Source organism: Vannielia litorea (assembly GCF_018424695.1).
Lineage (GTDB): Bacteria > Pseudomonadota > Alphaproteobacteria > Rhodobacterales > Rhodobacteraceae > Vannielia > Vannielia litorea_A.
This window is the reverse complement of the sequence record NZ_QTNQ01000012.1, coordinates 1-23,114: the sequence shown is the minus strand read 5'-3', so window position 1 is coordinate 23,114 and position 23,114 is coordinate 1. Positions and strand designations below refer to the sequence as shown.

Here is a 23,114-nt window from a genome sequence, read left to right as displayed (position 1 = left end):
GAAAGGCGCAAATCTGCCGGTGCAGAAATGCTGCCTCCGCCCGCAAATGATTAAATCGTAAGCGACAAACGCAGCCATCGCCCAATAATTGCGCACACTACTTGACCTCAGGGCAAGAACCGCTCTCCCATGTGGTCAGCCGACGGGCCGCGTGGTGAAAACGGCGGCAGGGCACAGAGACGGGGGACGGCCATCACCATCGGGAGCGAGATAGGCGCGGCGCGGGCGAAACAGCCAAGGGCTGAAGGTGCGGCGCGGGTTTCGGCCCGGCCCGGCGCGCGCGGGAGCCGGATTGGCGATTTGCGTATGTCGGGGGCGCTGAAGCTGCTGTTTCCGCAATCGCGTGGCCCGCTTCAGGCGATGATGGTCAACTCGGCGGGCGGGCTCACCGGCGGCGATCGCTTTCGGCTGGACGCCGAGGCGGAGGTGGGCGCGGCGCTGAGCCTGACGACCCAGGCCGCCGAGCGGGCCTACCGTGCCCAGCCGGACGAATGCGCCGAGGTTTCGGTGCGGCTGAGCGCGGGCGCGGGTGCCTGCCTGTACTGGCTGCCGCAGGAGACGATCCTGTTTCAGGCCTGCGCCCTGCGCCGCCGCCTGCGGGTAGACCTGGCGGACGATGCCAAGCTGCTGCTGTGCGAGCCGCTGGTCTTTGGCCGCACAGCGATGGGCGAGAAGCTGACGGAAGGCTGGTTCAGCGACCGGGTGGAGATCTTTCGGGACAGGCAGCGCGCCTTCACCGATGCGACCCGGCTGGTGGGAGACATTGCCGCACAGCTCGCAGGGCCCGCCACCGGTGCGGGTTGCCGGGCATCGGCGCTTGTCGTCTACGTCGCGCCCGACGCCGAGCACCAGCGCGATGCCCTCCGCGCCGCCCTGCCCGACGACGCACTGGCGGGCGCTTCGCTGATCGCGCAGGATGTGATGGTGGCCCGATTCCTTGGCCCTGACGGCTTTGGACTGCGCCGGTTGCTAATGCCCGCGCTGGACCGGCTTTCGGCCAATACACTTCCACGATCCTGGAGGCTCTAGAGAGATGCAACTCACCCCCCGAGAAAAGGACAAGCTGCTGGTGGCGCTCGCTGCCGAGGTGGCGCGCAAGCGGCTCGCTCGTGGCGTCAAGCTCAACCACCCAGAGGCGATTGCGCTCATCACCGACGCGGTGGTGGAAGGCGCCCGCGATGGCCGGTCGGTGGCCGACATGATGGAGGCCGGGGCACAGGTGATTACCGCCGAGCAATGCATGGAGGGCATCCCCGAGATGATCCACGAGGTGCAGGTGGAGGCGACCTTTCCCGACGGCACCAAGCTGGTGACCGTGCACAACCCGATCCGCTGAGAAGGACCCCGCATGAGATACCTTGTTGCCTTGATGGCCTCCGCCGCCCCCGCCCTCGCCCATTCCGGCGCGCATCTGCACCCGCATGAGGCCAATTCGGTGCTGCCGCTGATCGCCGGTGTCGGTGTGATCGCCGGGGCGGCGGTGCTCTGTGCGCTGCGCCGCCGGGCGCAGAAGGTGCGCAAATGATCCCCGGCGAAGTGATGACCGCGCCCGGCGAGGTCGAGCTGAACGCGGGGCGCGAGGCGGTGACGCTGATGGTGGCCAACACCGGCGACCGCCCGGTGCAGGTGGGCAGCCACTACCACTTCGCCGAGACCAATGCGGCACTGGATTTCAACCGCGACGCCGCGCGGGGGATGCGGCTGGACATCGCCGCAGGAACTGCCGTGCGCTTTGAGCCGGGCCAAGCCCGCGAGGTGCAGCTGATTGCGATTGGTGGCGACCGGAAGATCTATGGCTTCAACCGACGCGTCATGGGGGCGCTGGAGTGAGCCCCGCCGCGCTGATGCGCCTGCAGATGCAGATGGCGGTGATGGCCATGGAGGCCTCTGCCGTGATCTGGATGCGGATGATGGGCATGGCAGGCACGTGGAACGTGGCGGCCGGTGAGAATGCCAGGATGGTGCGCGAGAAGCAGCTCGCCTTCGTGAAGTCCGCGCAGGAGGCCTCGCGCGCCGCCATGGGGGGCCGCAACGTGGCCGCCGCCGCGCTGCGCCCGGTGCGGCGCAAGACGCGATCAAACGTGGTGCGGCTCGCCAAGAGGGGACCGAAACTGCGCTGAAAGGGAAGTGACGGACCAACCAGAAAGGGAGTGCCAAGATGTGTAACGCGTGCCTGATCGAGAATGTCCGGAAGACGGCGATGAACCGCCGGTCCTTCTTTGCCCGCTCTGCCGCCGCCGGAGTGGCCGCTGTGGCCGCCGGGGCGATGGCCTCGAAACCCGCACTGGCGCAATCGAGCGGCAAGGTGTTGGACCTGACCTGGACGCTGACGCCCGACTTCCCCACCTTCGACGGCAACCCGGGCATCATGATGGAGTCCGACAAGGACTATGCCGCCGACGGTTACAAGATCTGGAAGGTGACCTTCTACGAGCACTCCGGCACCCATATCGACGCGCCCGCACACTTTGCCGAAGGGACCAACACGGTCGACATGCTGCCGCCCGAGAGCCTGATGTGCCCGCTCTGCGTGATTGACCTCAAGGCCAAGGCCGCGGATGACCCGAACGCGATGGTGGAGCCGGAGGACATCGAGGCCTGGGTTTCGGCCAATGGCGAGATCCCCGAGGGCGCCTGCGTGGCGATGAACTCGGGCTGGGGGGCGAAGATGGGTGATCCGTCTTTCCGCAATGACGGCGAGGGAAATTTCGCCTTTCCGGGCTTTGCCAAGGCGGCGACGGACATGCTGATGGAAATGGGGGTGGCCAGTATTGGCGTCGACACGCTGTCGCTCGATCCGGGCAACTCGGCGGATTTCGCGGTGCATTACTCCTGGCTTCCGGCGGGGCGTTACGGGATCGAGAACATGGCGAACCTCGACGAGGTGCCCGTCTCCGGGGCGACGCTGTTCGTCGGCGCGCCCAAGCATGGCGGCGGCACGGGCGGGCCGGCCCGCGTTATGGCGGTGATCTGATGGCAACGGTGCCCCTCTTGTCCGACGAGGAGCTTTCGCCGCGCGCGGCGGCGGTGTTTACGGCGATCCGAGAGGCGCGGGGCACCGATTACGTCAACAACTTCTGGCGCGCGCTGGCCCATGACGAGGACGCGCTGGAAGAGACCTGGGGCAAGCTCTCGGTGCTGATGGGCCCGGGCGCGCTCGACCCGCTGGTGAAGGAGATGATCTACGTGGCGGTGAGCACGGCGAACGGATGTTCGTATTGCGTGCACAGCCACACGGCGGCGGCGAAGGCCAAGGGGATGAGCGCCGAGATGCACGCCGAGCTGGTGCGGGTGATCGGGGCGGCGATGATGACCAACGGGATGGTCACCGCGATGCAGGTGCCGGTGGATGAGGTGTTTGATGTTTGAGGGTTGGGCAGTCGCGAGAATTGCTCCCGGCGCGACGGGAACCGATCAATACCAGCCTCTGAACTTTCCAAATAGTACGGCGGCCGCAAAAAGATGCACGGCGGTCTGCAAGGCGAATTCGGTTGTTGACATTGGGCTTGGCCCCTCTGCTCTAGATGTAGTGTGTAGTCTCGCCCTCCATACTACGCGGCGCCAAGCGTCGCCGTCATTGTTGGTAACTCTGGGGACAACCCCTCAAAAGCCCCATGAACCGCGTCAACGGGACCGGCAGAGAGGCAATATTTTGCGGCAAATGCCGCGTCACCATCAACATATAGCATTTCAGCTCAGCCGCGAATCACGTGAATCGTCGGTGTTATCCACAGATTTGTCCCCGGAAAATTACTGTCAGGGGCCAGCCCAATGCCCATGACCCTTCAAGGCTCCTGCCGCTGCGGCGCGGTGCGGTTTTCGCTGCAAAGCCACACACCGGTGCCCTACCAACTCTGCTACTGCACGATCTGCCGCAAGACCGGCGGCGGGGGTGGCTATGCGATCAACCTCGGCGGGCTGGCGGCCACGATGGAGGTGCAGGGCGAAACGGCGGTCTATCGCGCCGAGGTGGAGCGAAACGGCGCCTGCGAGGTCTCGACCGGAGAGCGCAACTTCTGCGCCGCCTGTGGCTCGGAGCTCTGGCTCTATGATCCGACATGGCCCGACCTGATCCACCCGATGGCCAGCGCCATCGACACCCCCCTGCCCCCTGCCCCGGCCCGGGTGCACCTGATGCTGGCGGACAAGCCGGAGTGGGTGCCGCTGGAGGCGCGGCCGGAGGATGAATGCTATGACGCCTATCCCGCGCTTTCGCTTGAGGACTGGCACAAGAAACACGGCCTCTGGGCCGCCTGAAGGAGACCGATATGGCCACCATCATCCCCCGTTCTGACTATGCCGCGATGTTCGGCCCGACCACGGGCGACAAGGTGCGGCTGGCGGATACCGACCTGATCATCGAGGTGGAGAAGGATTTCACCACCTATGGCGAGGAGGTGAAATTCGGCGGCGGCAAGGTGATCCGCGACGGGATGGGGCAAAGCCAGACCACCCGGGCAAACGGGGCTGTCGACACGGTCATCACCAATGCGCTCGTGCTGGACTGGACCGGCATCTACAAGGCTGACATTGGCCTCAAGGACGGGCGGATCGCGGCCATCGGCAAGGCGGGCAACCCGGATACGCAGCCGGGGGTGGATATTGTCGTCGGCCCCGGGACGGAGGCGATTGCCGGGGAAGGCAAGATCCTGACGGCGGGGGGCTTTGACAGCCATATCCACTTCATCTGCCCGCAGCAGATCGAGGATGCGCTGCATTCAGGGCTGACGACCATGCTCGGCGGCGGCACTGGCCCGGCGCATGGGACGCTGGCGACGACCTGCACGCCGGGGCCGTGGCATATCGGGCGGATGTTGCAGGCGCTGGACGGGGTGCCGATGAACATTGGCCTCGCGGGCAAGGGGAACGCGAGTTTGCCGGGCGCGCTGGTGGAGATGGTGAACGGCGGGGCCTGTGCGCTGAAGCTGCATGAGGATTGGGGGACGACGCCGGGGGCCATTGATTGCTGTTTGTCCGTCGCCGACGACATGGACGTGCAGGTGATGATCCACACCGACACGCTCAATGAGAGCGGCTTCGTGGAGAACACCGTGGCGGCGATCAAGGGGCGGACGATCCATGCCTTTCATACCGAGGGCGCGGGCGGGGGCCATGCGCCGGATATCATCAAGGTCTGCGGCGAGGAGAACGTGCTGCCCTCCTCCACCAACCCGACCCGGCCCTTCACGGTGAACACGCTGGAAGAGCATCTCGACATGCTCATGGTCTGCCACCACCTCGACAAGTCGATCCCCGAGGATGTGGCCTTTGCCGAAAGCCGCATCCGGCGCGAGACCATCGCGGCGGAGGACATATTGCATGACATGGGGGCGTTTTCGATCATCGCTTCGGACAGTCAGGCGATGGGGCGCGTGGGCGAGGTGCTGATCCGCACATGGCAGACCGCCGACAAGATGAAGAAGCAGCGCGGGCGCTTGGACGAGGAGACCGGCGACAACGACAATTTCCGGGTGCGTCGCTACCTTGCGAAATACACGATCAACCCGGCGATTGCCCATGGGATGAGCCATGAGATCGGCAGCATCGAGGTGGGCAAGCGGGCGGATCTGGTGCTTTGGAGCCCGGCGTTCTTTGGGGTGAAGCCGGAAATGGTGCTGCTGGGCGGCTCGATTGCCGTGGCGCAGATGGGCGACCCGAACGCCTCGATCCCGACGCCGCAGCCGGTGTATTCGCGCCCGATGTTCGGGAGTATGGGCCGCGCCGTTGAACGCTCGGCGGCGCTTTTCGTTTCCGAGGCGGCGGTTGCGGGCGGCTTGCGCGGGCAGCTCGGGCTGGCCAAGGAGTTGCTGGCGGTGAAGGGCACGCGGGGGATCGGGAAGAGCGACCTCAAGTTGAATGACGCGCGCCCCGAGATCGAGGTGCATCCGGAGACTTACGAAGTGCGCGCCGATGGCGAGCTGCTGACCTGCGAACCGGCAAGCGAACTTCCGATGGCGCAGCGGTATTTCATGTTCTGAGCGCGCGCGGGTGGTGGGCAAGTCGTCCACCCTACCGAGCGGGTGCCATTTCAGCCGGTCTGGCGAAACTCCTCGGGGTAGGCCAGAACCCAGCGCAACAGCCGGTCTTCAAGCGCGGTGAATCCGTTTTCCGGGTCGGCATCGCGGGCCTTCGCGTAGCAACTCGCCTCGATCGGGCCGAAAAGGCTTTCATCGACCACGTCCCATGCAGCCTCGAAATCGGCATGGAAGGGAGCGAGGGCGTCGCCGGTTGCATCGCTCTGTCGTGCGGCGTGATCGGCGATGACCGCAAGGAAGGGCGCGGCGGCCTTGACGTAGGCGTCATGAAGGGCGGGTGGGCCGTAGGCGGCGAGGAGCTTTTCGGCGTCGGAAATCAGGCCGGGGCAGTTTTCGATGAACTGCTCGACGCCGCCATTGACGATCTGCCCGACAAGGCAGGTCTCGGTGTAGAGCGCCCATTGTCCGTGGGTGATATCGCCCGTGCCGATCCGGCTGTGGAGGCCAAGGCGCGGGGTGCTCTGGTTCATCTCGCGCAGCCGGAACTCGATGGGTTACGGAAGGTAAGCCTCGAAGAGGTCGTAGAGCTGGTAGGCGCGCGGTTGGTCGGGATCATGCGACGGCGTGGCGCTGGCGGGAACAAGAATGGGCGGCATTCGGGGCCTAGCAATGGGCTGTGGCAACGCGAGCCTGGAATCGCGGTGGAGACACGCAGCTTCGCCTCTCCGCGAGGGTGTGTTGGGGGCTGGCAACCTGTCGCCCGGGGGGGCGCATTGCACCTATTCTAACGGGGGTGCGCTCATTGCGGGCCTTGCCCGCCCTTCGTGCGGGGACAGCCCTGCGCCCTCTGCCGGTCAGGGTGACGACGGCTCGAAGGCCGGAGGAGCCAGCCCGTGGCAGCGATAAGGACCGCGAGGGCCGAAGAGCGGCCCGGGCGTCAGCCGAAGCGTTCGATCACCTCGAAATCCTCGTCTCCGGGGGTCTCCGCCTGCGGCGCGGGCGTGGTGAGCACGGTGGTGCACCGGCTGTCGCGGTAGAAGGCCGGGTCATCGCGGATGTAGGCGGGCAGGTGCGAAGGGTCGATCACGCGGCGGCGGCTTTCCTGCAGGGCGACAACATAGGCCGCACCTGCCACGTTGCCGCCCTGCCCCGCCTCGATCAGCGCGCGGCACAGCTCGGCCTCGCAGGCCTCCAGCACCTTTATCTGCGCGCGGATCGCCCCCAGCGCATCGGCCAATGCAGTGGGGGCGGCCGGCAGGGGCATGGGCGGGAACGATTCGAAGCGGCTCATGGGCAGATGGTGCGGCCGGGGCGGTTAACGCCCCGTTACTGGCTCTGACCGGAGCACATGGCAGCCCTGCGCGGGCAGCCCTAGCCTCGGGGCGGCGGGCTGCTAGGTTCGATGCCATGGGAGGAAACCCTGCAACCTGAAGACAAGGTTTCCGATTATGGCACATCAAGCGACTGATACCACGTTCTCTCCCGGCATGCGTGCCCGGCTCGATGCCTTCTTTGCGACTCTCGGGCAAGGCCTGAACGCCTACATGGAGAGCCGCTCGCGGATGCATGAGATCAACCGGCTCAACGCGCTCTCCGACAAGGAACTGGCCGCCATGGGGCTGACACGCGAAGGCATCCCGCGGCACGTGTTCAGCGATCTGCTCTACCTGTAAGGCCTGTGGCCCCTTCCCCCAACGGCAAAACCCGCTAGGCTCCGGCTATTGCCTGCCTGCCGGGAGATCTGTCTTGTGCCATGCCATCTGTCTTGGGGTTCTTGCCCTCGCCGCCGCGCCCGGGGCCACCCGGGCGGATTGCCCGGCGGCGGCGGACATGGCGGCAGAGGGCATCCGCTTCACCGTGGCCACGGGCGACGTGGAGGTGGTGAAACGGGGTCAGGAGGAAGGGCAGACGATATCTTGCTACGGCAGCGACGGTTACCTGAGCGTCGTGCGGCTGGCGCATGGGGTATACCCGGTTGAAATTGCCCAGCTGGACGGCGGCCTGCCTTCGGGCGTGCCACAGCGCTTCAGCTATGGCGATGCCCCCCTGCCCGTCCCGGCGCCCGGGCTGCAAGTGTCCTTCGAGGTGACCGTGACGGGCGAGCAAACCCAGACGGAGCGGCACGACTACAGCTTCGGCCAGCCCGTGACATGGACACTGGGCGATTGCGCCTACGAGATGATCCCGGTGACGGCGCGACATTTCAGGGCGGGCGAAGAGGTGACGCGCGAAGTGGCACACTACCTGCCGGAGTTCGGCCACTCCTACCTTGCGCTCTATTCCGACGGGCAGGGCGAAGAGGTTTACACCTATGTCAGAGTGGAGGCGGTGCGATGAGGCACGTGGGGGGCCCCGCGCTGCTCTGGGCCGCGCTTGCCACCACCACGCAGGCGGCCTGCCCGGTGGCAAATGACATGGCAGCTGGCGTCCGGATCACGCTGGAGAGCGGTGAGGCAGAGGTGTTTCGGGCCACCAGCGATGTGCTGGTGGAGAGCCTTCTGGGCAAGGCAGACGGGGCGCAGACGCGCTTTACCTACGCGCGCGGGGTCTACTTGCTGGAGTCGGTCGATGTGACGGCGGAGGGGCTTCGGCCGGACAGCCGCGCGACCTTCGCCTTTCCCGTCCGGCCCGAGGAGGCGCCCCTGCCGCTGCCCGGGCATGGCTGGGGCGTGAGGGTGGTGGCCACCTACGCCGGCTCACCCGTTGCCGAGATGCTTGGCATCCGTTTCGGGCCGCAGCAGGAGGTAACGATCGGTGATTGCCGGCTTGCCATGGTGCCGGTGGAGCAACGGATCTACGAGGACGGCGAGATGGTCGCACGGGAGGAGCGCCACTACCTGCCAGACCTCGGCTTCAGCTATTCGGCGGCCTGGCATGAAGAGGACCGGGTGGATCGCTACACGCCCGTTTCGATCGAACCTGTCGAATAGACGCGCCGCGCGTCCCGGCAGCAGCGCTTGCGCACCTGGAGCCGCTTTTCCTCGCCGCTCGAATGGCTAGACTTGCGTGCACCACAAGCAGAGGGGCACCCGGCATGGCAGAATTGGAAACGGCGCAGGAGATCCGGCGCGGCGGCGGCGCGGAGGCGCGGGACCGGGTGCGGCTGAACTATGACGGGCGGTTTCTGCGGCGCAAGGTCCTGGAGACCGAAGGCGGGGCGCGGGTGCTGGTGGACCTCGCCCGGACCACCTCGCTCGATGCGGGCGACGCGCTGGTGCTGAGTGGCGGCGGGCTGGTGGCGGTGGAGGCCGCTGCCGAGCCGCTGCTGGAGGTGCGGGGGCGGGCGCCCGATGCCTCTCTGGTGCGACTGGCGTGGCACATCGGCAACCGTCACACACCCTGCCAGGTAGAGCCGGACCGCCTGCTGATCCAGCGCGATCACGTGATGGCCGACATGCTGGCGCGCCTCGGCGCGACGGTGGCCGAAGTGGAGGCGCCCTTTACACCCGAGGGCGGCGCCTATGGCGAGGGGCGGACCCACGGGCATGACCACGGGGCGCAACATGGGCCGGAGGGCCATGGGCACACGCATGACCACGGGCACGGGCACCATCACCACCACGCGCACGACCATTCGCATGAACACTGAACCGGCGACGGAAGATGTGCTGAAGCTGGCACAGTGGTTTTCGCCCGGCTTTCCGGTGGGGGCTTTCGCATGGTCCCACGGGCTGGAGGCGGCGCTGGCGGAGGGCCGGGTGGTGCGAGGCAGCGTGGAGGCCTGGCTGGAGGGCGTGTTGGAAGACGGCGCGGGCCGGGCGGACGCGGCCTTGCTTGCAGCCGCCTACGGGTCAGAGGGGGACGCGTTGACGGAGGTAGACGCGTTGGCCCGGGCGCTGGCCCCCTCGGCAGAGCGGCTGGCGGAGACGGTGGACCAGGGAACGGCCTTTGCCCGGACGGTCAGCGCGCTTTGGCCGGACCGCGCGGTGTCGCCCATGGCCTACCCTGTGGCCGTGGGCCGGGCCGCCGCGCTGCACGGGCTGCCGCTGGAGCTGACGGCCACGATGTATGTGCAGGCGGTGATCGGCAATCTCGTGGCCGTGGCCACTCGCGCAGTGCCGCTGGGTCAGACCGAGGCGCAGGCAATGCTGGCGCGGCTGACCAAGCGGTGCGAAGCCGTTGCACAAGAGGCGATTGCAGGCGGGTTGGACAATCTGGGCACGGCAAGTTTTGCCGCCGACGTGGCGGCGATGCGGCATGAGGGCCTGTATAGCCGGGTGTTTCGAAGCTGACGCGCTTTCGGTGGCCTCGCTGCGCTCGGTGCAAGGGCTCTTCGGCTGCGCCTCATCGGCGGGGCGTTTGCAGCCCGCTCGCCTCGATATCTTGCGGTCGGCAAGGTGCATCGGCGGGATTGAGTATTTGCAGCAAGAAAATGAACCCGGTTGTGCATTCAGGCGGCCTTGCGCGCCCTGTGGGGCCGTGGGAATGATGGGGCGATGACCGTTGTTGCGCTTGTTCTCTCCGCCGTGCTGATCGTGCTTGCAGCCCTGCATCTGCTTTGGGCGCTCGGGTGGTGGTTTCCGCTCGGCGACGAGCGGGCGCTGGCGCGGGCCGTAGTGGGCGCGGCGGGGATCGAGCGGATGCCCGGTGCCGCCGTGACCGCGCTCGTGGTGGTCGCCCTCCTCTTTGCGGCGGCCTGGCCATGGATGGCAGCGGGCTGGTTCACCACAGTGGGCATTGCAGCGCTTGTGGCTGTGTTCCTCCTGCGCGGCGGCGCGGCTTATTTGGCAGGCTGGCGGCGGATCGTGCCGGAGGAGCCCTTTGCCACGCTCGACCGACGGGCCTATGGGCCGCTGTGCCTTGGGCTCGGCACGGGGTTTCTCATTCTCACATACGGAGCTTTGACATGACGCGGATGAACGGGCCTTTGCGGGTGGGCATTGGCGGGCCGGTGGGCGCGGGCAAGACGACGCTGACGGGGGCGCTGGCGAAGGCGCTCAGCCCCGCCCATTCGGTGGGGGTGATCACCAATGACATTTACACCCGCGAGGATGCCGAGGCACTGGTGCGCGCGCAGATCCTGCCCGCCGACCGGATCATCGGTGTGGAGACGGGCGGCTGCCCGCATACCGCGATCCGCGAGGATGCGTCGATCAACCTTGCTGCGGTGGCGGAGATGCAGGCGCGGCACCCCGATGTGGAGGTGGTGCTGATCGAGAGCGGGGGCGACAACCTGTCTGCCACCTTCTCGCCGGAGCTGGCGGACCTGACGATTTACGTGATCGACGTGGCGGCAGGCGAGGAGATTCCGCGCAAGGGCGGGCCTGCCATCACCAAGTCGGACATCCTCGTCATCAACAAGACCGACCTCGCCCCCCACGTCGGAGCCTCGCTGGAGGTGATGGAGCGGGATGCGACGCGGATGCGTGCCGGGCGGCCCTTCTTCTTCTGCGCGATGCGCCATGGTGAGGGCGTCGAGGCAGTGATTGGCGAGATCCGGGCGCTGAGCGGGTTGGGCGAGGTCACGGCGGAATGAACCCGCTTTACGATGCGCTGATTGCCCCCTGCGCGGCGCGCGAGGGTGGGTTTCTGCTGCGGCCCGACGGCTCGGTGCTGCTCGGCTATGGCGAGTTCGTGGAGCAGGTCGGGCGTTACGCCAACGCGCTGGTCGGGCTTGGTTTGGAGCCCGGCGACCGGGTGGCGATGCAGCTGGAAAAGAGCCCGGAGATGCTGGCGCTGGTGGGCGGCTGCATTGCCGCCGGGCTGATCTTCTTGCCGCTGAACACGGGCTACCCGGTGGCGGAGCTGGACTACTTCGTGGAGAACTCGGGGGCGCGGCTGTTTCTGTGCGATCCGGGTAAGCGGGACGCGCTGGCCGCGCTGGAGCGATTTGCGCGGGTGGAGAGCCTGGGGCCGCAAGGGACCGGGAGCTTTGCGGCGCTGGCGGCGGCCTGTGACACCGCCTTCGCGCCGGTGGCGCGGGGCGAGGATGACCTTGCGGCGTTTCTCTACACGAGCGGCACCACTGGCCGCTCCAAGGGGGCGATGATCAGCCACCGGAACCTTCTGAGCAACGCGCGGGTGCTGGTGGAGTTCTGGCGGTTCACCGGCGCGGACGTGCTGCTGCACGCTCTGCCGATCTTCCACACCCATGGGCTCTTCGTGGCGACCAACGTGGCCCTGCTGGCCGGGGCGCCGATGATCTGGCTGGAGAAGTTCGAGGTGGAGGCGGTGCTGGACGCGCTGCCTCGGGCGACAACGATGATGGGGGTGCCGACCTTCTACACCCGTCTGCTGGAGGATGCGCGGTTTGGCCGCGACGTGGCAGGGCACATGCGGCTGTTCATCTCCGGCTCGGCGCCGATGCTGGAGGAGACGCATCGGCAGTTCGAGGCGCGCACGGGCGAGCGGATTCTGGAGCGCTACGGGATGACCGAAACCAACATGCTGTGTTCCAACCCCTATGAGGGCGAACGGGTGGCGGGCACCGTGGGGCCGCCGTTGCCGGGCGTGGAACTGAAGGTGTGCGACGCCGAGGGTGTGGCGCTGCCCGATGGCGAGGTGGGGGTGATCGAGGTGCGCGGGGAGAACGTGTTTCACGGCTATTGGCAGATGCCGGAAAAGACCGCCGCCGAGTTGCGCAGCGACGGCTGGTTCATCACCGGCGATCTGGGTGTGATCGACGCGCAGGGTTACGTGAGCATCGTCGGGCGCGGGAAAGACCTTATCATTTCGGGCGGTTACAATATCTACCCGAAAGAGGTTGAGGCGGTGCTCGACGCGCAGGCCGGCGTGCTGGAAAGCGCGGTGGTGGGCGCACCGCATCCGGATTTTGGCGAAAGCCCGGTGGCGGTGATCGTGGCCGCCCCGGGGGCCGAGGTGGAGATCGCTGCGGTGCGGGCAGCGCTGGGTGAGGCGCTGGCGCGGTTCAAGCACCCCAGGCATTTCGATGTGGTGGAGGCACTGCCGAGAAACACCATGGGCAAGGTTCAAAAGGCGGCGCTGCGGGCGCGCTACGGGGAGGTATTCAAGGTATGACACGGAAGATCGCGGCCAAGCCGGAAGAGCTGGCGAGCTTTGAGCAGCTCACGTCGATGTCAGGGCTGGCGTTCATGCGGGGCATTCTCAGCGGAGAGATCGCGGGGCCGCCGATTTCGGAGGTGATGAGCTATTGGCTGGATGAGGTGGAGGACGGGCGCGTGGTGTTCCGCGGCGCGCCGGAGTTTGCCCATGCCAACCCGATGGGCGGCACCCATGGTGGCTGGTACGGCACCCTGCTCGACAGCTGCATGGCCTGCGCGGTGATGACCAAGGTTCCGAAGGGCAGCTGGTACACGACCTTGGAATACAAGGTGAATATCACCCGCGCGATCCCGGTGGGCTGCGAGGTGCTCGCGATTGGCGAGACCCAGCATGTGGGGCGCTCGACCGGCGTCGCGCGGGGCGAGATCGTGGGGGTGGAGGACGGACGAGTTTATGCGACCGGGTCGACCACCTGCATGATCATGACACGGTAGGGGGCCATCAGGAGGCTTTGCTGGCGAAGCTTTCGTGGATGAACTTCTTGTCACAATAGCCGCATTCGACTTCGCCGGTTTCATGGCTGAGCGACAGCCAGACCCGGGGGTGGCCAAGCGCCCCTTCGCCGCCATCACAGGCGACGCGCCAGGCAGAGACCACTTCGGTTTCGGGGGCGTCGATCGGCATGTGTTGTCTCCTTGCGGGGCGCACGGCTGCGGTCCAGAATTGCACGCGAAAATAGCAGGATGGGGGTATGGCGCAAGTGGGCAACGGCATTGAGGATGCGCGGTGGCTTGTCGCGCCGACGGAAAGCTCGCGGCCCTTCCTGCGACTGATGGCCGAGGCGGGTGCCGCCCTGGGGGGCCGGGTGGTGGCAGAGCCGTTTCACGGGCGGTTCGGGTTTTACATCGAGGCCGGCGGGCGGGCGCACCCGGTGCATGGCGCGGCTTTGGGGCTGAACGGCGATGCGGCGGCGCGGCTGGCGGGGGACAAGGATTATGCGGCCAAGGCCCTGGGCTATGCGGGCGTGCCCGTGCCCGAGCATGTGATCGTGCTGGCTGGGCGCGATGCGGCGCCGGGGCTGGCCTGGGCGGCGCAGGAGGCGGGCTTTCCGCTCTGGGTGAAGCCGAATGAAGGGCACGGCGGCGAAGGCGTGTCGCGGGTGGCGGACGCGGATGCGCTGACGGCGGCGATGGTGCCGTTGCGGGCCGCCGGGCGGCATGTGCTGCTTCAGGCGCACGTGCCGGGCCGGGAGTTCAGGGTGATGGTGCTGGAGGGGCGCGTGGTGCTGGCCTACGAGCGGGTCGGCACCGGCGGCGGGCCGGGCAACCTTTCGGCAGGGGCCATGGTGCGCGATGGCGGGCCGGGGCCGGACGCAGAAGCGCTGGCGGTGCGCGCCGTTGAGGCGCTGGGGCTGCGCTGGGGCGGGGTCGATGTGATCGTGGGAGAGGAGACAGTGGTGCTGGAGGTGAACGCCGCCCCCGGGCTGGATGCCTATGCGACCTCGGGCGCAGGGCAATGGGCAGCAGCGCGCGCGGCGCTTGGCGCGGCATTGGAGGCGCTGGGGCGCTAGAGCGACCGGGGGCAGCTCTTCAAGGCCTGCCGGCCTTTCATCGCAGCTGCGAAGAGGGCCCGGGAGGGGCCGATGAGCTGCCCCCGTGGTCTGCGCGGTGGTCAAGCTGGGTTCAGCATCCGGCCAAGGGGGCGGCCGCCCAGAACGTGCACGTGAAGATGCGGCACCTCCTGCACGCCGTGGCTGCCCGCGTTCGAGATAAAGCGGCAGCCCTCGGCGTGCGCCTCGACGCCTTCCATCTCGCAGACCTTGCCAACGGCGCGGGTGAAATCGACGATCTCGGCGTCGGAAGCCTCCTGCGCGAAGTGGTCGTAGCTGACGTAAGCGCCCTTGGGGATCACCAGCACATGCACAGGGGCCTGCGGCTGGATATCGCGGAAGGCCAGCGTGTGCTCGGTTTCCAGCACCGTATCATTGGGAATCTCGCCGCGCAGGATCTTGGCAAAGATGTTCTCGGGGTCGTAGCTGTAGCCCATGGGATGTCCTCAGTCGGTAAAGAGATGCGGCGTGGAGGCGATCTCCCACGCGGTGTCGATCGGGATGTCGAAGAAGCGGGCCAGCGGCGGCACGTTCTCTTCCACGCTGGCGTTTTCGCGGATGCGCTCGAAATGCTCGAACCCGGCGTCCCGGACGCGCTCCTTTTCGAAGACGATGTCGTAGCGGATGGTTGGCAGGAGCCGTTCCAGTGTGTCTTGCGGCGTCTGGTCCCCGGCGAGGCCGACGCGGCGGGCGTGGCCGAGCAGGTAGTCGTCGGTGAACTCGCAGTCGATATCGAGCATCTTCGTCAACGACTTGTCCGAATTGAAATCCTGCATCAGGTCGATGTTGGAGGGATCGAGGCAGATCACCAGCCTGTCGGTGTCGTGGTAATCAAACAGCATGCGCATCAGAGCTCGGCGGTGGCGTGTGCGCTTTTCCAGCGTGGTCTGTATGCCGCCCAGGTCGGGCAGTTGGGTGCTTTCCTCGTTGAACAGGTACTCGATCACCGGGATGTTGGTGGTGGCGCGCACCCGCTCCAGCAGGCGCTTGGCGACGTGCCACTTTTTGCAGAGCACGATCATCAGCTCGCGCCCTTGGCCCAGGCTGGCCTCCGTCTCCCAGAATCTGGGGGCGAAGCGGCGCCCGATGCGCCCGCGCCCGCTAAGGAAGTGGAACAGCTTGCGCCCCTCGTTCGAAATCTGGAAGTGCTGGCCCTCGGCGGCATAGAGCATGCCCAGCCGCTCCTTCAGCTCGGTGGCTTCGGGGCTGATCTTGCGGGCAAAGAGGAAATCCTGGCTCAGCAGCAGGTCGTAGTGATCGTTGTAGAAGGTCACCGGCATGCCGTAGTCGGTGAACATCAGGAAGGTCAGCGTGCGGCAGCGAATTTCGTTTTCGGGCACGAGGTGGCGCACGATGGTCTGGAAGAAGGTTTCATCCGGAATCCAGGTGGTGCGGAAGAAGCGCATCACGTCACGGCGCTGTAGCGTGAACTCCAGCACCCATTCCACCGTGCGCCGCCGAAGGCACCACCATTGCGAGCCGATCATCATTTGCAGATCGCCCGGCACTTTGCGCGTGAGGCCCAGCGCGCGCTGCGCCTCGAGGCTCTTGTAGAAGAGCCACTTGTTCTTCCGCTCGTTGAGAAAGTGCCGATAGATCAGCCGATCCTCCTTCATCCCCGTCTTGATCCAGTCGGAATTGAAGTAATCGAAACTCTCGATGTAGTCGGCATCCTCGCGGTCGAGGAACTCATGGGCGTATTCGGCCGATTTGATGGCCTGGCAATCGCCGGAGAGCATGTAGAAATGGGTTGCGCGGGGAAAGGCCTCTACCGCGGACTCCACGGCGTTGAGCGTGGCCTGAACCAGGCTCCACTCACCCCAGCCGCATTTGATCCGCTTCTTGGCGAAGGTGACGTTTGGGTTATCCTTCAGCGCCTCCTGGATGCGGGCGAAATGCTCAGGGCGGGCGCGGGCATCGAAGTGAATCGCCATGCAGTCGCCCACCGCCGTCAGGCTGCGCGCCTGGGCAATGATCGCATCCGGATCCTTGTGACACAGAAGGATGTAGGCGATTTTGGCCAATGCGGAAACTTTCTGCCCTTTTTTCAAGTCGCTGTTTACGGTTAGTAGCGTAACCAAAGATTGAAAAGACAGGGTTTCCTTGTAAATTTCCGCGATACTGATGCTGCAAGAGCAACTTGCAGCCGATTGCACTTCTGGAGGCAGTTAAACATGGGCTTTCCCGGCACCTGGATGACCGAGAGCGAGAGCGTTGTATACCGGGTGGTTCCCAAGTGTGCCTGTTCGACCATCGGGCAGATCATGTTCTATTCCGATCACGGCAAGTTCTTCGATGGCGATATTCACGACAGCAAGAGCGGCCTGCACAAATGGGCGCAGGACGAGAGCCAGGCGCTGATCGAGGCCAATGTGACGGCGCATCAGAGCTATGCCTTCACCTGCGTGCGCAACCCCTACACCCGCATCCTCTCTAGCTTCTTCGACAAGATCTGCGGTATCCAGCGCAATGGCAGGCGCTACCGGGGCAAGTTGGTGCCGATGCTCATTCAGAAATACGGGATCGAGGTGGGCTCGCCCGAGGACGAGTTTGACTTCGACCAGATCAAGAGTTTCCGCCGTTTCCTGCTGTTCGCGCGTGACACGATCCGCTTTCGCCGGCCGATGGACCCCGACATTCACTGGAGCGCCATGACGGGGCATATCAGCACCTTCATCGTCAACGGCGGCACTTATGACAACATCTTCTGGACCGAGAAGTTTAACGACGGGATGCAATCGGTGCTCGACCAGATCGAGGTGCCCCACGAAGTGAAGCTGGACGAGATCCCGCGCTTCAACGAGAGCGAGGGGCACGGCCCGAAGCGGGCGCATCCGGTGGAGGAGTACTTCGACGATCTGTCGATGCATCTGGTGTATGAAATCTACAAGCGGGATTTCCACCTGTTCAAATACGATTTCGAAGACCCGTCCAACAAGATGCCCGTGGGAGAGATCGACCTTGAGGAAGTTCACGCGAAGCTGGGCGACTAGCCTTTTCCTCATTGCCGCAGGCGCCGCCGGGGCGACGCCGCCGCAGGCGGTGGATGTGATCGACACTCTCTTTGCCGAGAGCGAGGGCGCCGTCTGGGTGCTGCGGGAGGTGCGGGACAACCACGGGCTGCACACGGTCGTCCAGACCGACATCGTGCTGGTGGAGATTGACAAGGCCACCGGCGAGGAGCGGGGCCAGAAGCCGGTGAAACGGGTGGTCGACCTCGGGCTGGACTTTGAAGAGCGCAGCCGACTCCTGCCGCTGGAAGAGGCGGTAAACCCCTATGATGTCTACGATATTCACGCTGCCTGGCCGCTGCACACGCCGGAAAGCTGGCGCGGCGAGAACAGCTGGCTCGATGCCGAGGGCTTCACCTTCATCGGCTATGATGACAAGCGCTACCAGATGCCGCTGGAGGCGCTGAGGGCGCGAGTCGAGGGCTCACTCGTCCAGTCGCGCCGGCTGATGCCGCTGATCCGGATCGGCGCGGGCACCATCGGGCCGGACCCGTTTGACCCGGCGGATTGGAGCCTCACGGAAGAGTGCCGCATGGGGCCGGTCTTCGTGCTGGAGCCAGGCAAGAGCGCGCTGGCGCGGCTGGATTGCGACGAGGAGGCTCTGTTCTCGCGGCTGCGGATGTGGGTGCTGCTGCCCGTGCAGGACTAGCGCGCATCAGGCTCCGGGCGGGTGGCCGAGATAGCCAAGGGCGGCGCGGGTCATCCGTTGGGCGAGGGCTTCGAAATCGTCGTCGCCGCTGAGCAGGGCGGCATGGGCCATGCCCATTGCCATCGCGCCAAGGTCCCTGCTCGCCACCTCTGGATCGCTTGCGCCGAGGCCGCGGAGAAGCTGCACGAAACGGGCCGAGAGGGTGGCCTTCATCACGGCAAGCTCGGCATCCATCTGCATGTCGACCTCGATCTGCTCAAGCCGCCGGGCCAGTTCCGGGTCTCGTGCATGGTGCTTGCAGCCCGCCCGCATGAGGGCAAGCACGAGGTCGGGCACGGGGCCGGTGCAGAGCGCGGGGTTATCGAGAACCTCGGCGAAATCCTCGATCATGTCCTGCTTCATCCGGCGCACCAGCTCGGCGAGGATGGCCTCCTTGGAGGGGAAATATTGATAGAGCGAGCCGATCGACACCCCGGCCCGCTCGGCCACGGCATTGGTTGTCAAAGCCCCCGGCCCCGACTTGCGCAGAATGTGAGCCGCAGCTTCGAGCACGGCGTTCCACGTTGCGAGGGAGCGGGCCTGAGTGGGCTTTTTTCTTGGGCTTGCGGGGGCGCTCATGGGGTTTCCTGAATGCGAGTTGATTATGTGAATATTTGCTCACATCCTAATGAAAGTCGCGAGATTGGCAAGAGGAGTGACGCAATGAGACAAGGGTTCGATTTTGACGGCGCGACCGTGCTGATCACCGGCGCGACGCGGGGCATAGGCCGGGCGGCGGCGGAGCAGATGCTGGCGCGCGGCGCCACGGTGCTGACGGTGGCCCGCAGCGAGGCCGCGCTGGCCGAGGTGAAGGCGCTGGACCCGGGCCGCGTGCATGTGCTCGCCGCCGACCTCGCCCGGCCAGACATGGCCCAGGCAGTGGCGCGCTGGGTGGCCGCCGAGCACCCGGACTGCGCGGGCCTCATCAACAACGCCGCGATCATGACCCACACCCGCTTCACCACCCCGGCGGACCGGGGCCTGCCGGGGGAAGACCCGCGACAGGCCGAAATCGCCCGCGAGGTGGCGGTGAACCTGACCGCGCCGCTGACATTGACGGCCCATATGCTGCCCCTCCTTCTGCGCAAGCCGCGCCCGATGGTGGCCAATGTCACCTCCGGCCTCGCCATCGCGCCGCTGCCCGACGCCGTGACCTATTGCGCCACCAAGGCCGGGCTGGCCTCGGCCACGCGCGGGCTGCGGAGCCTCGCGCGGATCGAGGGCCGCGACATGCAGCTCTCGGAGGTGGTCATGGCGCTGGTGGACACCGGGCTTTCGGCCCCTGCCCCGCGCAAGATGGCCCCCGACACCGCCGCGCGGCAGATGCTCGACGGTCTGGCCGCCGGGCGCAGGCGGGTGTTCATCGGGCCGACGGGCGTGCTCTCGGCGATTGACCGGGTTTGGCCTGCGATGGCGGACAGGATCATCGCCGGGAAGGCGCGTGGCCGTGACGGTGGAGCGTATCGGCCCGGGGTTAGCGGGGCATGAAGGCGGCGTGCGGCGCAAATTTCGACGCGTTGTCAATGGCTTGGCGAGGCGCGAAAGGCCCGCTCCTGGCCGGAGTGTGGCGTGCGTTGGGGTAAGGGTTGGGTGAATTTCGGCGTTAATCGCGAAAAGGACACATGCACAAGGGATGCACATCCGATGCACATCCCATGCATACGAAGAATGCAGGCCCTTGGTTAAGTTAACCGGGCGGGCGGCGCAAAGGGCGGCTCTTCGGAGCCTTCGCCCCCTCATCGCAGCTGCGAAGAGGACCGCAAGGGCCGATGAGCTGCCCCGGCGTGGCGGGACGAGTCCCGCCCTACAGCAGCCCTGCCTCGTGGAACACCTCGCGCAGCGGGCGCTTGGGGCGGGGGCCGATGTGGCGGATGACCTCGGCGGCGGCGGCGACGCCCATGCGGCCCGACATTTCCAGCGTCTGCCCGGTGGCAAGACCGTAGAGGAACCCGGCGGCGAACTGGTCGCCCGCGCCGGTGGCATCGACGGGCGTGACCCGCTCCACCGGCACCTCCACCCGCTCGCCGTCGCGGATCAGGATCACGGGGTTGCCGGAGCGGGTGCAGACCACCACGGGGCAGATCATCGCCGCCTCGTTCAGCGCGGTTTCAAGGCTGTCGGTCTGATAGAGCGAGGTCCACTCGGCCTCGTTGCCGATGGTGAAATCCATGTCGTTCTCGATCAGCTCGCGGAAGCTGTCGCGGTGGCGGTCGACGCAGAACGGGTCGGAGAGGGTGATGCCCGCCTTGCCGCCCGCGTGGTGGCAGGCTTCGGCGGCGGCCATGAAGGCGCGTTTGCCCTTGTCCTTGTCGAAGAGGTAGCCCTCGAGGAAGAGGTAGCGGGTGTTTTCCATCACCGCGCGGTCCACGTCATCCTCGCCGAACTCGGCGCCGCAGCCGAGGTAGGTGTTCATCGAGCGCTCGCCGTCGGGGGAGACGAAGATCATCGAGCGGGAGGTGGGGGGCTGGCTGGCGTCATCGACCGGCGGGTTGGGGAAGGTGGTGCCCTCCAGCTCCATGTTCTCGGCGTAGAACCGACCCAGCGCGTCATCCTTCACCCGGCCGACGAAGGCGGTGGCGAGGCCCAGCGTGCCGATGCCCGCAAGCGTGTTGGCGACCGAGCCGCCGGGCGTCTGCACCCGGTCTTCCATGGAGGCATAGAGCACCTCGGCGCGCTTGCGCTCGACGAGCTGCATGATGCCCTTCTCGATGCCCATGTTTTCCAGAAAGCTGTCGTCTCCGTGGGAGATCACATCGACGATGGCGTTGCCGATGCCGACGACGTCGTATTGGGTGGTCATTCAGAGGGCTCCGTGATGATGGCGTCGATTTCGGTTTCGACCAGCCAGTCCGGGTCGATGAAGCGGCTGACCTCGACGAAGGTGCAGGCCGGACGGATGGCAGAGAAGACCTCGCCATGCACGGCGGCGGCCTCCTTCCAGCGGGTGATGTCTGTGAGCATGATGCGGGTGCGGATCACGTCTTCGGGGCGCGCGCCCGCCTGTGCGAGGGCGGCAAGGCCGATTTCGAAGCAGCGGCGGGTTTGCGCGGCGACGTCCCCCTGCCCCGCCGTGCCGCCGCCCTCGGCGATGGGGGCGGTGCCCGCGACGGCGACATGGGCGCCGATCCGGGTGGCGCGGGAGAAGCCGATTTGCGGCTCCAGCGGCGAACCTGATGGTATGTTCTGCCTCACAGGGTCTTCTCCTCGTAGAGGCAGAGGTCGCGGATGATGCAATTGGCGCACATCGGTTTGCGGGCCTTGCAGGTGTAGCGGCCGTGCAGGATGAGCCAGTGGTGGGCGTGCTGCTGGTATTCGGCGGGGATACGGTCTTCTATTGCGCGTTCCACAGCATCGACATCCTTGCCGGGCGCGATGCCGGTGCGGTTGCCGACGCGGAAGATATGGGTGTCGACCGCCTGTGCCGGGTGCTTGAACCACATGTTGAGCACCACATTCGCCGTCTTGCGGCCCACGCCGGGGAGCGAGACGAGGGCCTCGCGGGAGCTGGGCACCACGCCGCCGTAATCGTCGACGAGGATCTGGCTCAGCTTCATCACGTTCTTCGCCTTCTGGCGGAAGAGGCCGATGGTCTTGATGTGTTCGGTGAGGCCGTCGAGCCCGAGGTCGAGCATTTTCTGCGGCGTATCGGCCACCTTGAAGAGCGCGCGGGTGGCCTTATTGACGCCGGCATCGGTGGCCTGGGCCGAGAGGGCGACGGCGACGACGAGGGTGTAGGCGTTGACATGCTCCAGCTCGCCCTTCGGCTCCGCTTCGGCGGCCTGGAAGCGGGCGAAGCACTCGGCGATCTGCTGGTATGTCATCTTGGGCGCTGGCATGGGGGCTGTTTTGCCCTGCGGGCGGGGAATGGGCAAGCGGGTTGGGAGGAAGGCGCCGGGCGGGTTCGCGGTTCAGCTGCTTGCGCAGCTTCCGGGTCGCCCTGTGCGTCGGCGCCTTCTATCTCTATCCTCGAAGGAGACACGACATGAACGCCCCGCTCGGAAAGCCCGTGAGAGAGATGGAAGACAGCTACCACTATCAGGTGATGCGCCGCGCGCTGGATGTGATCGACGGCGCGGAAGGCACCCTTACGCTGAAGGCGCTGGCGGGCGAGATGCGGATGTCACAGGCGCATTTTCAGCGGCTGTTCAGCCAATGGGTGGGCGTTAGCCCGAAGCGGTATCAGCAATACCTCACGCTCGGCCACGCCAAGGCGCTGCTGCGAGAGCGCTTCACCACGCTGGAGGCGGCGGACTCGGTGGGGCTGAGCGGCTCGGGGCGGTTGCATGACCTGTTTCTGCGCTGGGAGGCGATGAGCCCGGGCGACTATGCCAAGGGCGGCGCGGGGCTGGAGATTCGCTGGGGCTGGTTCGAGAGCCCCTTTGGCCCGGCGCTGGTGATGGGCACCGAGAAGGGCATCTGCGGCATGGCGCTGGCCGCTGAGATGGGGCCGGAAGCGGCGATGGACGACCTGCGGGGGCGCTGGCCCGAGGCGCATTTCGTGGAAGACCCGATGGCGCTGCGGCCCTGGGTGCTCAGTGCCTTCGGCGCGGAGGGCCGGATGGAGGAGACGCCTCTGTTCCTCATCGGCGCGCCGTTTCAGATCAAGGTCTGGGAGGCGCTGATGCAGGTGCCGACGGGCCATGTGACCACCTACTCGGAGATCGCGAAGGCCGTGGGCAACCCGCGCGCGGTGCGGGCGGTGGGCACGGCGGTGGGGCGCAATCCGGTAAGCTTTCTGATCCCGTGCCACCGGGCGATGCGCAAATCGGGCGGGCTGGGCGGCTATCACTGGGGGCTGCCGGTGAAGCGGGCCATGCTGGCCTGGGAGGCGGCACGGAGCGAGGGGCGGGCCGCGGGCTGAGCCAGTC

At 66.4% G+C, this 23,114-nt stretch carries 32 protein-coding genes; 23 read left to right on the top strand and 9 right to left on the bottom strand.

Translation table 11 applies throughout. From position 1 onward, the window contains the following. Nucleotides 1-129: 129 nt before the first annotated feature. The 9 genes from DYI42_RS06455 (at nucleotide 130) to ureC (ending at nucleotide 5,978) form a co-directional block, all read left to right on the top strand. Nucleotides 130-1,029: an urease accessory protein UreD gene (locus tag DYI42_RS06455; RefSeq protein WP_213545110.1), complete on the top strand. Its 900-nt coding sequence runs from the start codon at nucleotides 130-132 to the stop codon at nucleotides 1,027-1,029. Nucleotides 1,030-1,033: 4 nt separating this feature from the next. Beyond that, nucleotides 1,034-1,336 carry an urease subunit gamma gene (locus DYI42_RS06450; protein WP_213545109.1) on the top strand — a complete coding sequence of 101 codons (303 nt, stop codon included), beginning with the start codon at nucleotides 1,034-1,036 and terminating at the stop codon, nucleotides 1,334-1,336. Between the two features lie 12 nt (nucleotides 1,337-1,348). Then, on the top strand, nucleotides 1,349-1,525 hold the full coding sequence (locus DYI42_RS06445) for a hypothetical protein (RefSeq protein ID WP_213545108.1): 177 nt from the start codon (nucleotides 1,349-1,351) through the stop codon (nucleotides 1,523-1,525). Further along, entirely contained in the window at nucleotides 1,522-1,830 is a 309-nt protein-coding gene (locus DYI42_RS06440) for an urease subunit beta (RefSeq protein WP_213545107.1), read from the top strand. The genes DYI42_RS06445 and DYI42_RS06440 overlap by 4 nt, the downstream gene beginning before the upstream one ends. After that, on the top strand, nucleotides 1,827-2,120 hold the full coding sequence (locus DYI42_RS06435) for an antifreeze protein (RefSeq protein WP_342344616.1): 294 nt from the start codon (nucleotides 1,827-1,829) through the stop codon (nucleotides 2,118-2,120). The genes DYI42_RS06440 and DYI42_RS06435 overlap by 4 nt, the downstream gene beginning before the upstream one ends. A gap of 38 nt (nucleotides 2,121-2,158) precedes the next feature. Further along, nucleotides 2,159-2,974 carry a cyclase family protein gene (locus DYI42_RS06430; protein ID WP_213545106.1) on the top strand — a complete coding sequence of 272 codons (816 nt, stop codon included), beginning with the start codon at nucleotides 2,159-2,161 and terminating at the stop codon, nucleotides 2,972-2,974. Beyond that, the gene (locus tag DYI42_RS06425) at nucleotides 2,974-3,369 is read left to right on the top strand and encodes a carboxymuconolactone decarboxylase family protein (RefSeq protein ID WP_213545105.1); all 396 of its coding nucleotides are present in this window, start codon (nucleotides 2,974-2,976) and stop codon (nucleotides 3,367-3,369) included. The genes DYI42_RS06430 and DYI42_RS06425 overlap by 1 nt, the downstream gene beginning before the upstream one ends. Nucleotides 3,370-3,771: 402 nt before the next feature. Beyond that, a complete protein-coding gene (locus DYI42_RS06420; protein WP_213545104.1) occupies nucleotides 3,772-4,257 on the top strand; it encodes a GFA family protein in 486 nt (161 codons plus the stop codon). Nucleotides 4,258-4,268: 11 nt separating this feature from the next. Beyond that, nucleotides 4,269-5,978 (top strand): urease subunit alpha, encoded by a 1,710-nt coding sequence (gene ureC, locus DYI42_RS06415; RefSeq protein ID WP_213545103.1) that lies wholly within the window; start codon nucleotides 4,269-4,271, stop codon nucleotides 5,976-5,978. Between the two features lie 50 nt (nucleotides 5,979-6,028). Here the strand turns inward: ureC and DYI42_RS06410 are convergent, their stop codons facing one another. After that, entirely contained in the window at nucleotides 6,029-6,505 is a 477-nt protein-coding gene (locus tag DYI42_RS06410; RefSeq protein ID WP_213545102.1) for a DMP19 family protein, read from the bottom strand. A gap of 407 nt (nucleotides 6,506-6,912) precedes the next feature. Beyond that, the gene (locus DYI42_RS06405) at nucleotides 6,913-7,239 is read right to left on the bottom strand and encodes a hypothetical protein (protein WP_213545101.1); all 327 of its coding nucleotides are present in this window, start codon (nucleotides 7,237-7,239) and stop codon (nucleotides 6,913-6,915) included. A 223-nt stretch (nucleotides 7,240-7,462) separates the two neighbouring features. Between DYI42_RS06405 and DYI42_RS06400 the strand changes: the two genes are divergently transcribed. The 9 genes from DYI42_RS06400 to DYI42_RS06360 all read left to right on the top strand — a co-directional run bounded on the left by DYI42_RS06400 (nucleotide 7,463) and on the right by DYI42_RS06360 (nucleotide 13,432). Further along, nucleotides 7,463-7,648, top strand: coding sequence for a hypothetical protein (locus DYI42_RS06400; protein ID WP_244867637.1), 186 nt, complete (start codon nucleotides 7,463-7,465; stop codon nucleotides 7,646-7,648). A gap of 73 nt (nucleotides 7,649-7,721) precedes the next feature. After that, entirely contained in the window at nucleotides 7,722-8,312 is a 591-nt protein-coding gene (locus tag DYI42_RS06395; protein WP_213545099.1) for a hypothetical protein, read from the top strand. After that, nucleotides 8,309-8,905 (top strand): hypothetical protein, encoded by a 597-nt coding sequence (locus DYI42_RS06390; RefSeq protein ID WP_213545098.1) that lies wholly within the window; start codon nucleotides 8,309-8,311, stop codon nucleotides 8,903-8,905. The genes DYI42_RS06395 and DYI42_RS06390 overlap by 4 nt, the downstream gene beginning before the upstream one ends. A 104-nt stretch (nucleotides 8,906-9,009) precedes the next feature. Then, on the top strand, nucleotides 9,010-9,564 hold the full coding sequence (locus tag DYI42_RS06385; RefSeq protein ID WP_213545097.1) for an urease accessory protein UreE: 555 nt from the start codon (nucleotides 9,010-9,012) through the stop codon (nucleotides 9,562-9,564). After that, a complete protein-coding gene (locus DYI42_RS06380) occupies nucleotides 9,506-10,207 on the top strand; it encodes an urease accessory protein UreF (protein ID WP_244867636.1) in 702 nt (233 codons plus the stop codon). Before DYI42_RS06385 ends, DYI42_RS06380 begins: the two co-directional genes overlap by 59 nt. Before the next feature lie 204 nt (nucleotides 10,208-10,411). Next, complete coding sequence (locus DYI42_RS06375; protein ID WP_213545096.1) at nucleotides 10,412-10,825, top strand: DUF3995 domain-containing protein; 414 nt, start codon at nucleotides 10,412-10,414, stop codon at nucleotides 10,823-10,825. Then, nucleotides 10,822-11,451, top strand: a complete 630-nt coding sequence (ureG, locus tag DYI42_RS06370) for an urease accessory protein UreG (RefSeq protein ID WP_213545095.1) — start codon at nucleotides 10,822-10,824, stop codon at nucleotides 11,449-11,451. The genes DYI42_RS06375 and ureG overlap by 4 nt, the downstream gene beginning before the upstream one ends. Further along, nucleotides 11,448-12,953, top strand: coding sequence for a malonate--CoA ligase (locus DYI42_RS06365; protein ID WP_213545094.1), 1,506 nt, complete (start codon nucleotides 11,448-11,450; stop codon nucleotides 12,951-12,953). The genes ureG and DYI42_RS06365 overlap by 4 nt, the downstream gene beginning before the upstream one ends. Next, complete coding sequence (locus tag DYI42_RS06360; RefSeq protein WP_213545093.1) at nucleotides 12,950-13,432, top strand: PaaI family thioesterase; 483 nt, start codon at nucleotides 12,950-12,952, stop codon at nucleotides 13,430-13,432. The genes DYI42_RS06365 and DYI42_RS06360 overlap by 4 nt, the downstream gene beginning before the upstream one ends. Nucleotides 13,433-13,439: 7 nt before the next feature. On the opposite strand, the gene DYI42_RS06355 is transcribed toward DYI42_RS06360, so the two are convergent. Next, nucleotides 13,440-13,622, bottom strand: a complete 183-nt coding sequence (locus tag DYI42_RS06355) for a zinc-finger domain-containing protein (RefSeq protein WP_213545092.1) — start codon at nucleotides 13,620-13,622, stop codon at nucleotides 13,440-13,442. A gap of 67 nt (nucleotides 13,623-13,689) precedes the next feature. On the opposite strand from DYI42_RS06355, the gene DYI42_RS06350 reads away from it, so the two are divergent. Next, a complete protein-coding gene (locus tag DYI42_RS06350; RefSeq protein ID WP_213545091.1) occupies nucleotides 13,690-14,508 on the top strand; it encodes an ATP-grasp domain-containing protein in 819 nt (272 codons plus the stop codon). A 101-nt stretch (nucleotides 14,509-14,609) separates the two neighbouring features. On the opposite strand, the gene DYI42_RS06345 is transcribed toward DYI42_RS06350, so the two are convergent. After that, nucleotides 14,610-14,984: an HIT domain-containing protein gene (locus DYI42_RS06345; RefSeq protein WP_213545090.1), complete on the bottom strand. Its 375-nt coding sequence runs from the start codon at nucleotides 14,982-14,984 to the stop codon at nucleotides 14,610-14,612. Nucleotides 14,985-14,993: 9 nt separating this feature from the next. Next, nucleotides 14,994-16,571, bottom strand: a complete 1,578-nt coding sequence (locus DYI42_RS06340) for a DUF5928 domain-containing protein (protein WP_213545089.1) — start codon at nucleotides 16,569-16,571, stop codon at nucleotides 14,994-14,996. Between the two features lie 150 nt (nucleotides 16,572-16,721). Between DYI42_RS06340 and DYI42_RS06335 the strand changes: the two genes are divergently transcribed. After that, nucleotides 16,722-17,540 (top strand): sulfotransferase family protein, encoded by an 819-nt coding sequence (locus DYI42_RS06335; RefSeq protein ID WP_213545088.1) that lies wholly within the window; start codon nucleotides 16,722-16,724, stop codon nucleotides 17,538-17,540. Beyond that, nucleotides 17,509-18,207, top strand: a complete 699-nt coding sequence (locus DYI42_RS06330) for a hypothetical protein (protein WP_213545087.1) — start codon at nucleotides 17,509-17,511, stop codon at nucleotides 18,205-18,207. Before DYI42_RS06335 ends, DYI42_RS06330 begins: the two co-directional genes overlap by 32 nt. Before the next feature lie 6 nt (nucleotides 18,208-18,213). Here the strand turns inward: DYI42_RS06330 and DYI42_RS06325 are convergent, their stop codons facing one another. Then, nucleotides 18,214-18,825, bottom strand: a complete 612-nt coding sequence (locus DYI42_RS06325) for a TetR/AcrR family transcriptional regulator (protein ID WP_213545086.1) — start codon at nucleotides 18,823-18,825, stop codon at nucleotides 18,214-18,216. 84 nt (nucleotides 18,826-18,909) lie between these two features. On the opposite strand from DYI42_RS06325, the gene DYI42_RS06320 reads away from it, so the two are divergent. Further along, on the top strand, nucleotides 18,910-19,734 hold the full coding sequence (locus tag DYI42_RS06320) for an SDR family NAD(P)-dependent oxidoreductase (RefSeq protein WP_213545085.1): 825 nt from the start codon (nucleotides 18,910-18,912) through the stop codon (nucleotides 19,732-19,734). 316 nt (nucleotides 19,735-20,050) lie between these two features. On the opposite strand, the gene DYI42_RS06315 is transcribed toward DYI42_RS06320, so the two are convergent. The 3 genes from DYI42_RS06315 to nth are packed head-to-tail and all read right to left on the bottom strand — an operon-like array spanning nucleotide 20,051 to nucleotide 22,082. Continuing rightward, complete coding sequence (locus DYI42_RS06315) at nucleotides 20,051-21,046, bottom strand: adenosine kinase (RefSeq protein ID WP_213545084.1); 996 nt, start codon at nucleotides 21,044-21,046, stop codon at nucleotides 20,051-20,053. Next, the gene (locus tag DYI42_RS06310; RefSeq protein WP_213545083.1) at nucleotides 21,043-21,438 is read right to left on the bottom strand and encodes a Rid family hydrolase; all 396 of its coding nucleotides are present in this window, start codon (nucleotides 21,436-21,438) and stop codon (nucleotides 21,043-21,045) included. Before DYI42_RS06310 ends, DYI42_RS06315 begins: the two co-directional genes overlap by 4 nt. Then, complete coding sequence (gene nth, locus DYI42_RS06305) at nucleotides 21,435-22,082, bottom strand: endonuclease III (RefSeq protein WP_244867635.1); 648 nt, start codon at nucleotides 22,080-22,082, stop codon at nucleotides 21,435-21,437. Before nth ends, DYI42_RS06310 begins: the two co-directional genes overlap by 4 nt. A gap of 146 nt (nucleotides 22,083-22,228) precedes the next feature. Between nth and DYI42_RS06300 the strand changes: the two genes are divergently transcribed. Continuing rightward, nucleotides 22,229-23,107: a methylated-DNA--[protein]-cysteine S-methyltransferase gene (locus DYI42_RS06300; RefSeq protein ID WP_213545082.1), complete on the top strand. Its 879-nt coding sequence runs from the start codon at nucleotides 22,229-22,231 to the stop codon at nucleotides 23,105-23,107. Nucleotides 23,108-23,114: the final 7 nt, after the last annotated feature.

Bases quoted from the DNA above. Each gene is read 5' to 3' on its own strand.
- DYI42_RS06455 (WP_213545110.1), top strand. From the start codon at position 130: ATGTGGTCAGCCGACGGGCCGCGTGGTGAAAACGGCGGCAGGGCACAG.
- DYI42_RS06450 (WP_213545109.1), top strand. From the start codon at position 1,034: ATGCAACTCACCCCCCGAGAAAAGGACAAGCTGCTGGTGGCGCTCGCT.
- DYI42_RS06445 (WP_213545108.1), top strand. From the start codon at position 1,349: ATGAGATACCTTGTTGCCTTGATGGCCTCCGCCGCCCCCGCCCTCGCC.
- DYI42_RS06440 (WP_213545107.1), top strand. From the start codon at position 1,522: ATGATCCCCGGCGAAGTGATGACCGCGCCCGGCGAGGTCGAGCTGAAC.
- DYI42_RS06430 (WP_213545106.1), top strand. From the start codon at position 2,159: ATGTGTAACGCGTGCCTGATCGAGAATGTCCGGAAGACGGCGATGAAC.
- DYI42_RS06425 (WP_213545105.1), top strand. From the start codon at position 2,974: ATGGCAACGGTGCCCCTCTTGTCCGACGAGGAGCTTTCGCCGCGCGCG.
- DYI42_RS06420 (WP_213545104.1), top strand. From the start codon at position 3,772: ATGCCCATGACCCTTCAAGGCTCCTGCCGCTGCGGCGCGGTGCGGTTT.
- ureC (WP_213545103.1), top strand. From the start codon at position 4,269: ATGGCCACCATCATCCCCCGTTCTGACTATGCCGCGATGTTCGGCCCG.
- DYI42_RS06410 (WP_213545102.1), bottom strand. From the start codon at position 6,505: ATGAACCAGAGCACCCCGCGCCTTGGCCTCCACAGCCGGATCGGCACG.
- DYI42_RS06405 (WP_213545101.1), bottom strand. From the start codon at position 7,239: ATGCCCCTGCCGGCCGCCCCCACTGCATTGGCCGATGCGCTGGGGGCG.
- DYI42_RS06400 (WP_244867637.1), top strand. From the start codon at position 7,463: ATGCGTGCCCGGCTCGATGCCTTCTTTGCGACTCTCGGGCAAGGCCTG.
- DYI42_RS06390 (WP_213545098.1), top strand. From the start codon at position 8,309: ATGAGGCACGTGGGGGGCCCCGCGCTGCTCTGGGCCGCGCTTGCCACC.
- DYI42_RS06385 (WP_213545097.1), top strand. From the start codon at position 9,010: ATGGCAGAATTGGAAACGGCGCAGGAGATCCGGCGCGGCGGCGGCGCG.
- DYI42_RS06380 (WP_244867636.1), top strand. From the start codon at position 9,506: ATGACCACGGGCACGGGCACCATCACCACCACGCGCACGACCATTCGC.
- DYI42_RS06375 (WP_213545096.1), top strand. From the start codon at position 10,412: ATGACCGTTGTTGCGCTTGTTCTCTCCGCCGTGCTGATCGTGCTTGCA.
- ureG (WP_213545095.1), top strand. From the start codon at position 10,822: ATGACGCGGATGAACGGGCCTTTGCGGGTGGGCATTGGCGGGCCGGTG.
- DYI42_RS06365 (WP_213545094.1), top strand. From the start codon at position 11,448: ATGAACCCGCTTTACGATGCGCTGATTGCCCCCTGCGCGGCGCGCGAG.
- DYI42_RS06360 (WP_213545093.1), top strand. From the start codon at position 12,950: ATGACACGGAAGATCGCGGCCAAGCCGGAAGAGCTGGCGAGCTTTGAG.
- DYI42_RS06355 (WP_213545092.1), bottom strand. From the start codon at position 13,622: ATGCCGATCGACGCCCCCGAAACCGAAGTGGTCTCTGCCTGGCGCGTC.
- DYI42_RS06350 (WP_213545091.1), top strand. From the start codon at position 13,690: ATGGCGCAAGTGGGCAACGGCATTGAGGATGCGCGGTGGCTTGTCGCG.
- DYI42_RS06345 (WP_213545090.1), bottom strand. From the start codon at position 14,984: ATGGGCTACAGCTACGACCCCGAGAACATCTTTGCCAAGATCCTGCGC.
- DYI42_RS06335 (WP_213545088.1), top strand. From the start codon at position 16,722: ATGGGCTTTCCCGGCACCTGGATGACCGAGAGCGAGAGCGTTGTATAC.
- DYI42_RS06325 (WP_213545086.1), bottom strand. From the start codon at position 18,825: ATGAGCGCCCCCGCAAGCCCAAGAAAAAAGCCCACTCAGGCCCGCTCC.
- DYI42_RS06320 (WP_213545085.1), top strand. From the start codon at position 18,910: ATGAGACAAGGGTTCGATTTTGACGGCGCGACCGTGCTGATCACCGGC.
- DYI42_RS06315 (WP_213545084.1), bottom strand. From the start codon at position 21,046: ATGACCACCCAATACGACGTCGTCGGCATCGGCAACGCCATCGTCGAT.
- nth (WP_244867635.1), bottom strand. From the start codon at position 22,082: ATGCCAGCGCCCAAGATGACATACCAGCAGATCGCCGAGTGCTTCGCC.
- DYI42_RS06300 (WP_213545082.1), top strand. From the start codon at position 22,229: ATGAACGCCCCGCTCGGAAAGCCCGTGAGAGAGATGGAAGACAGCTAC.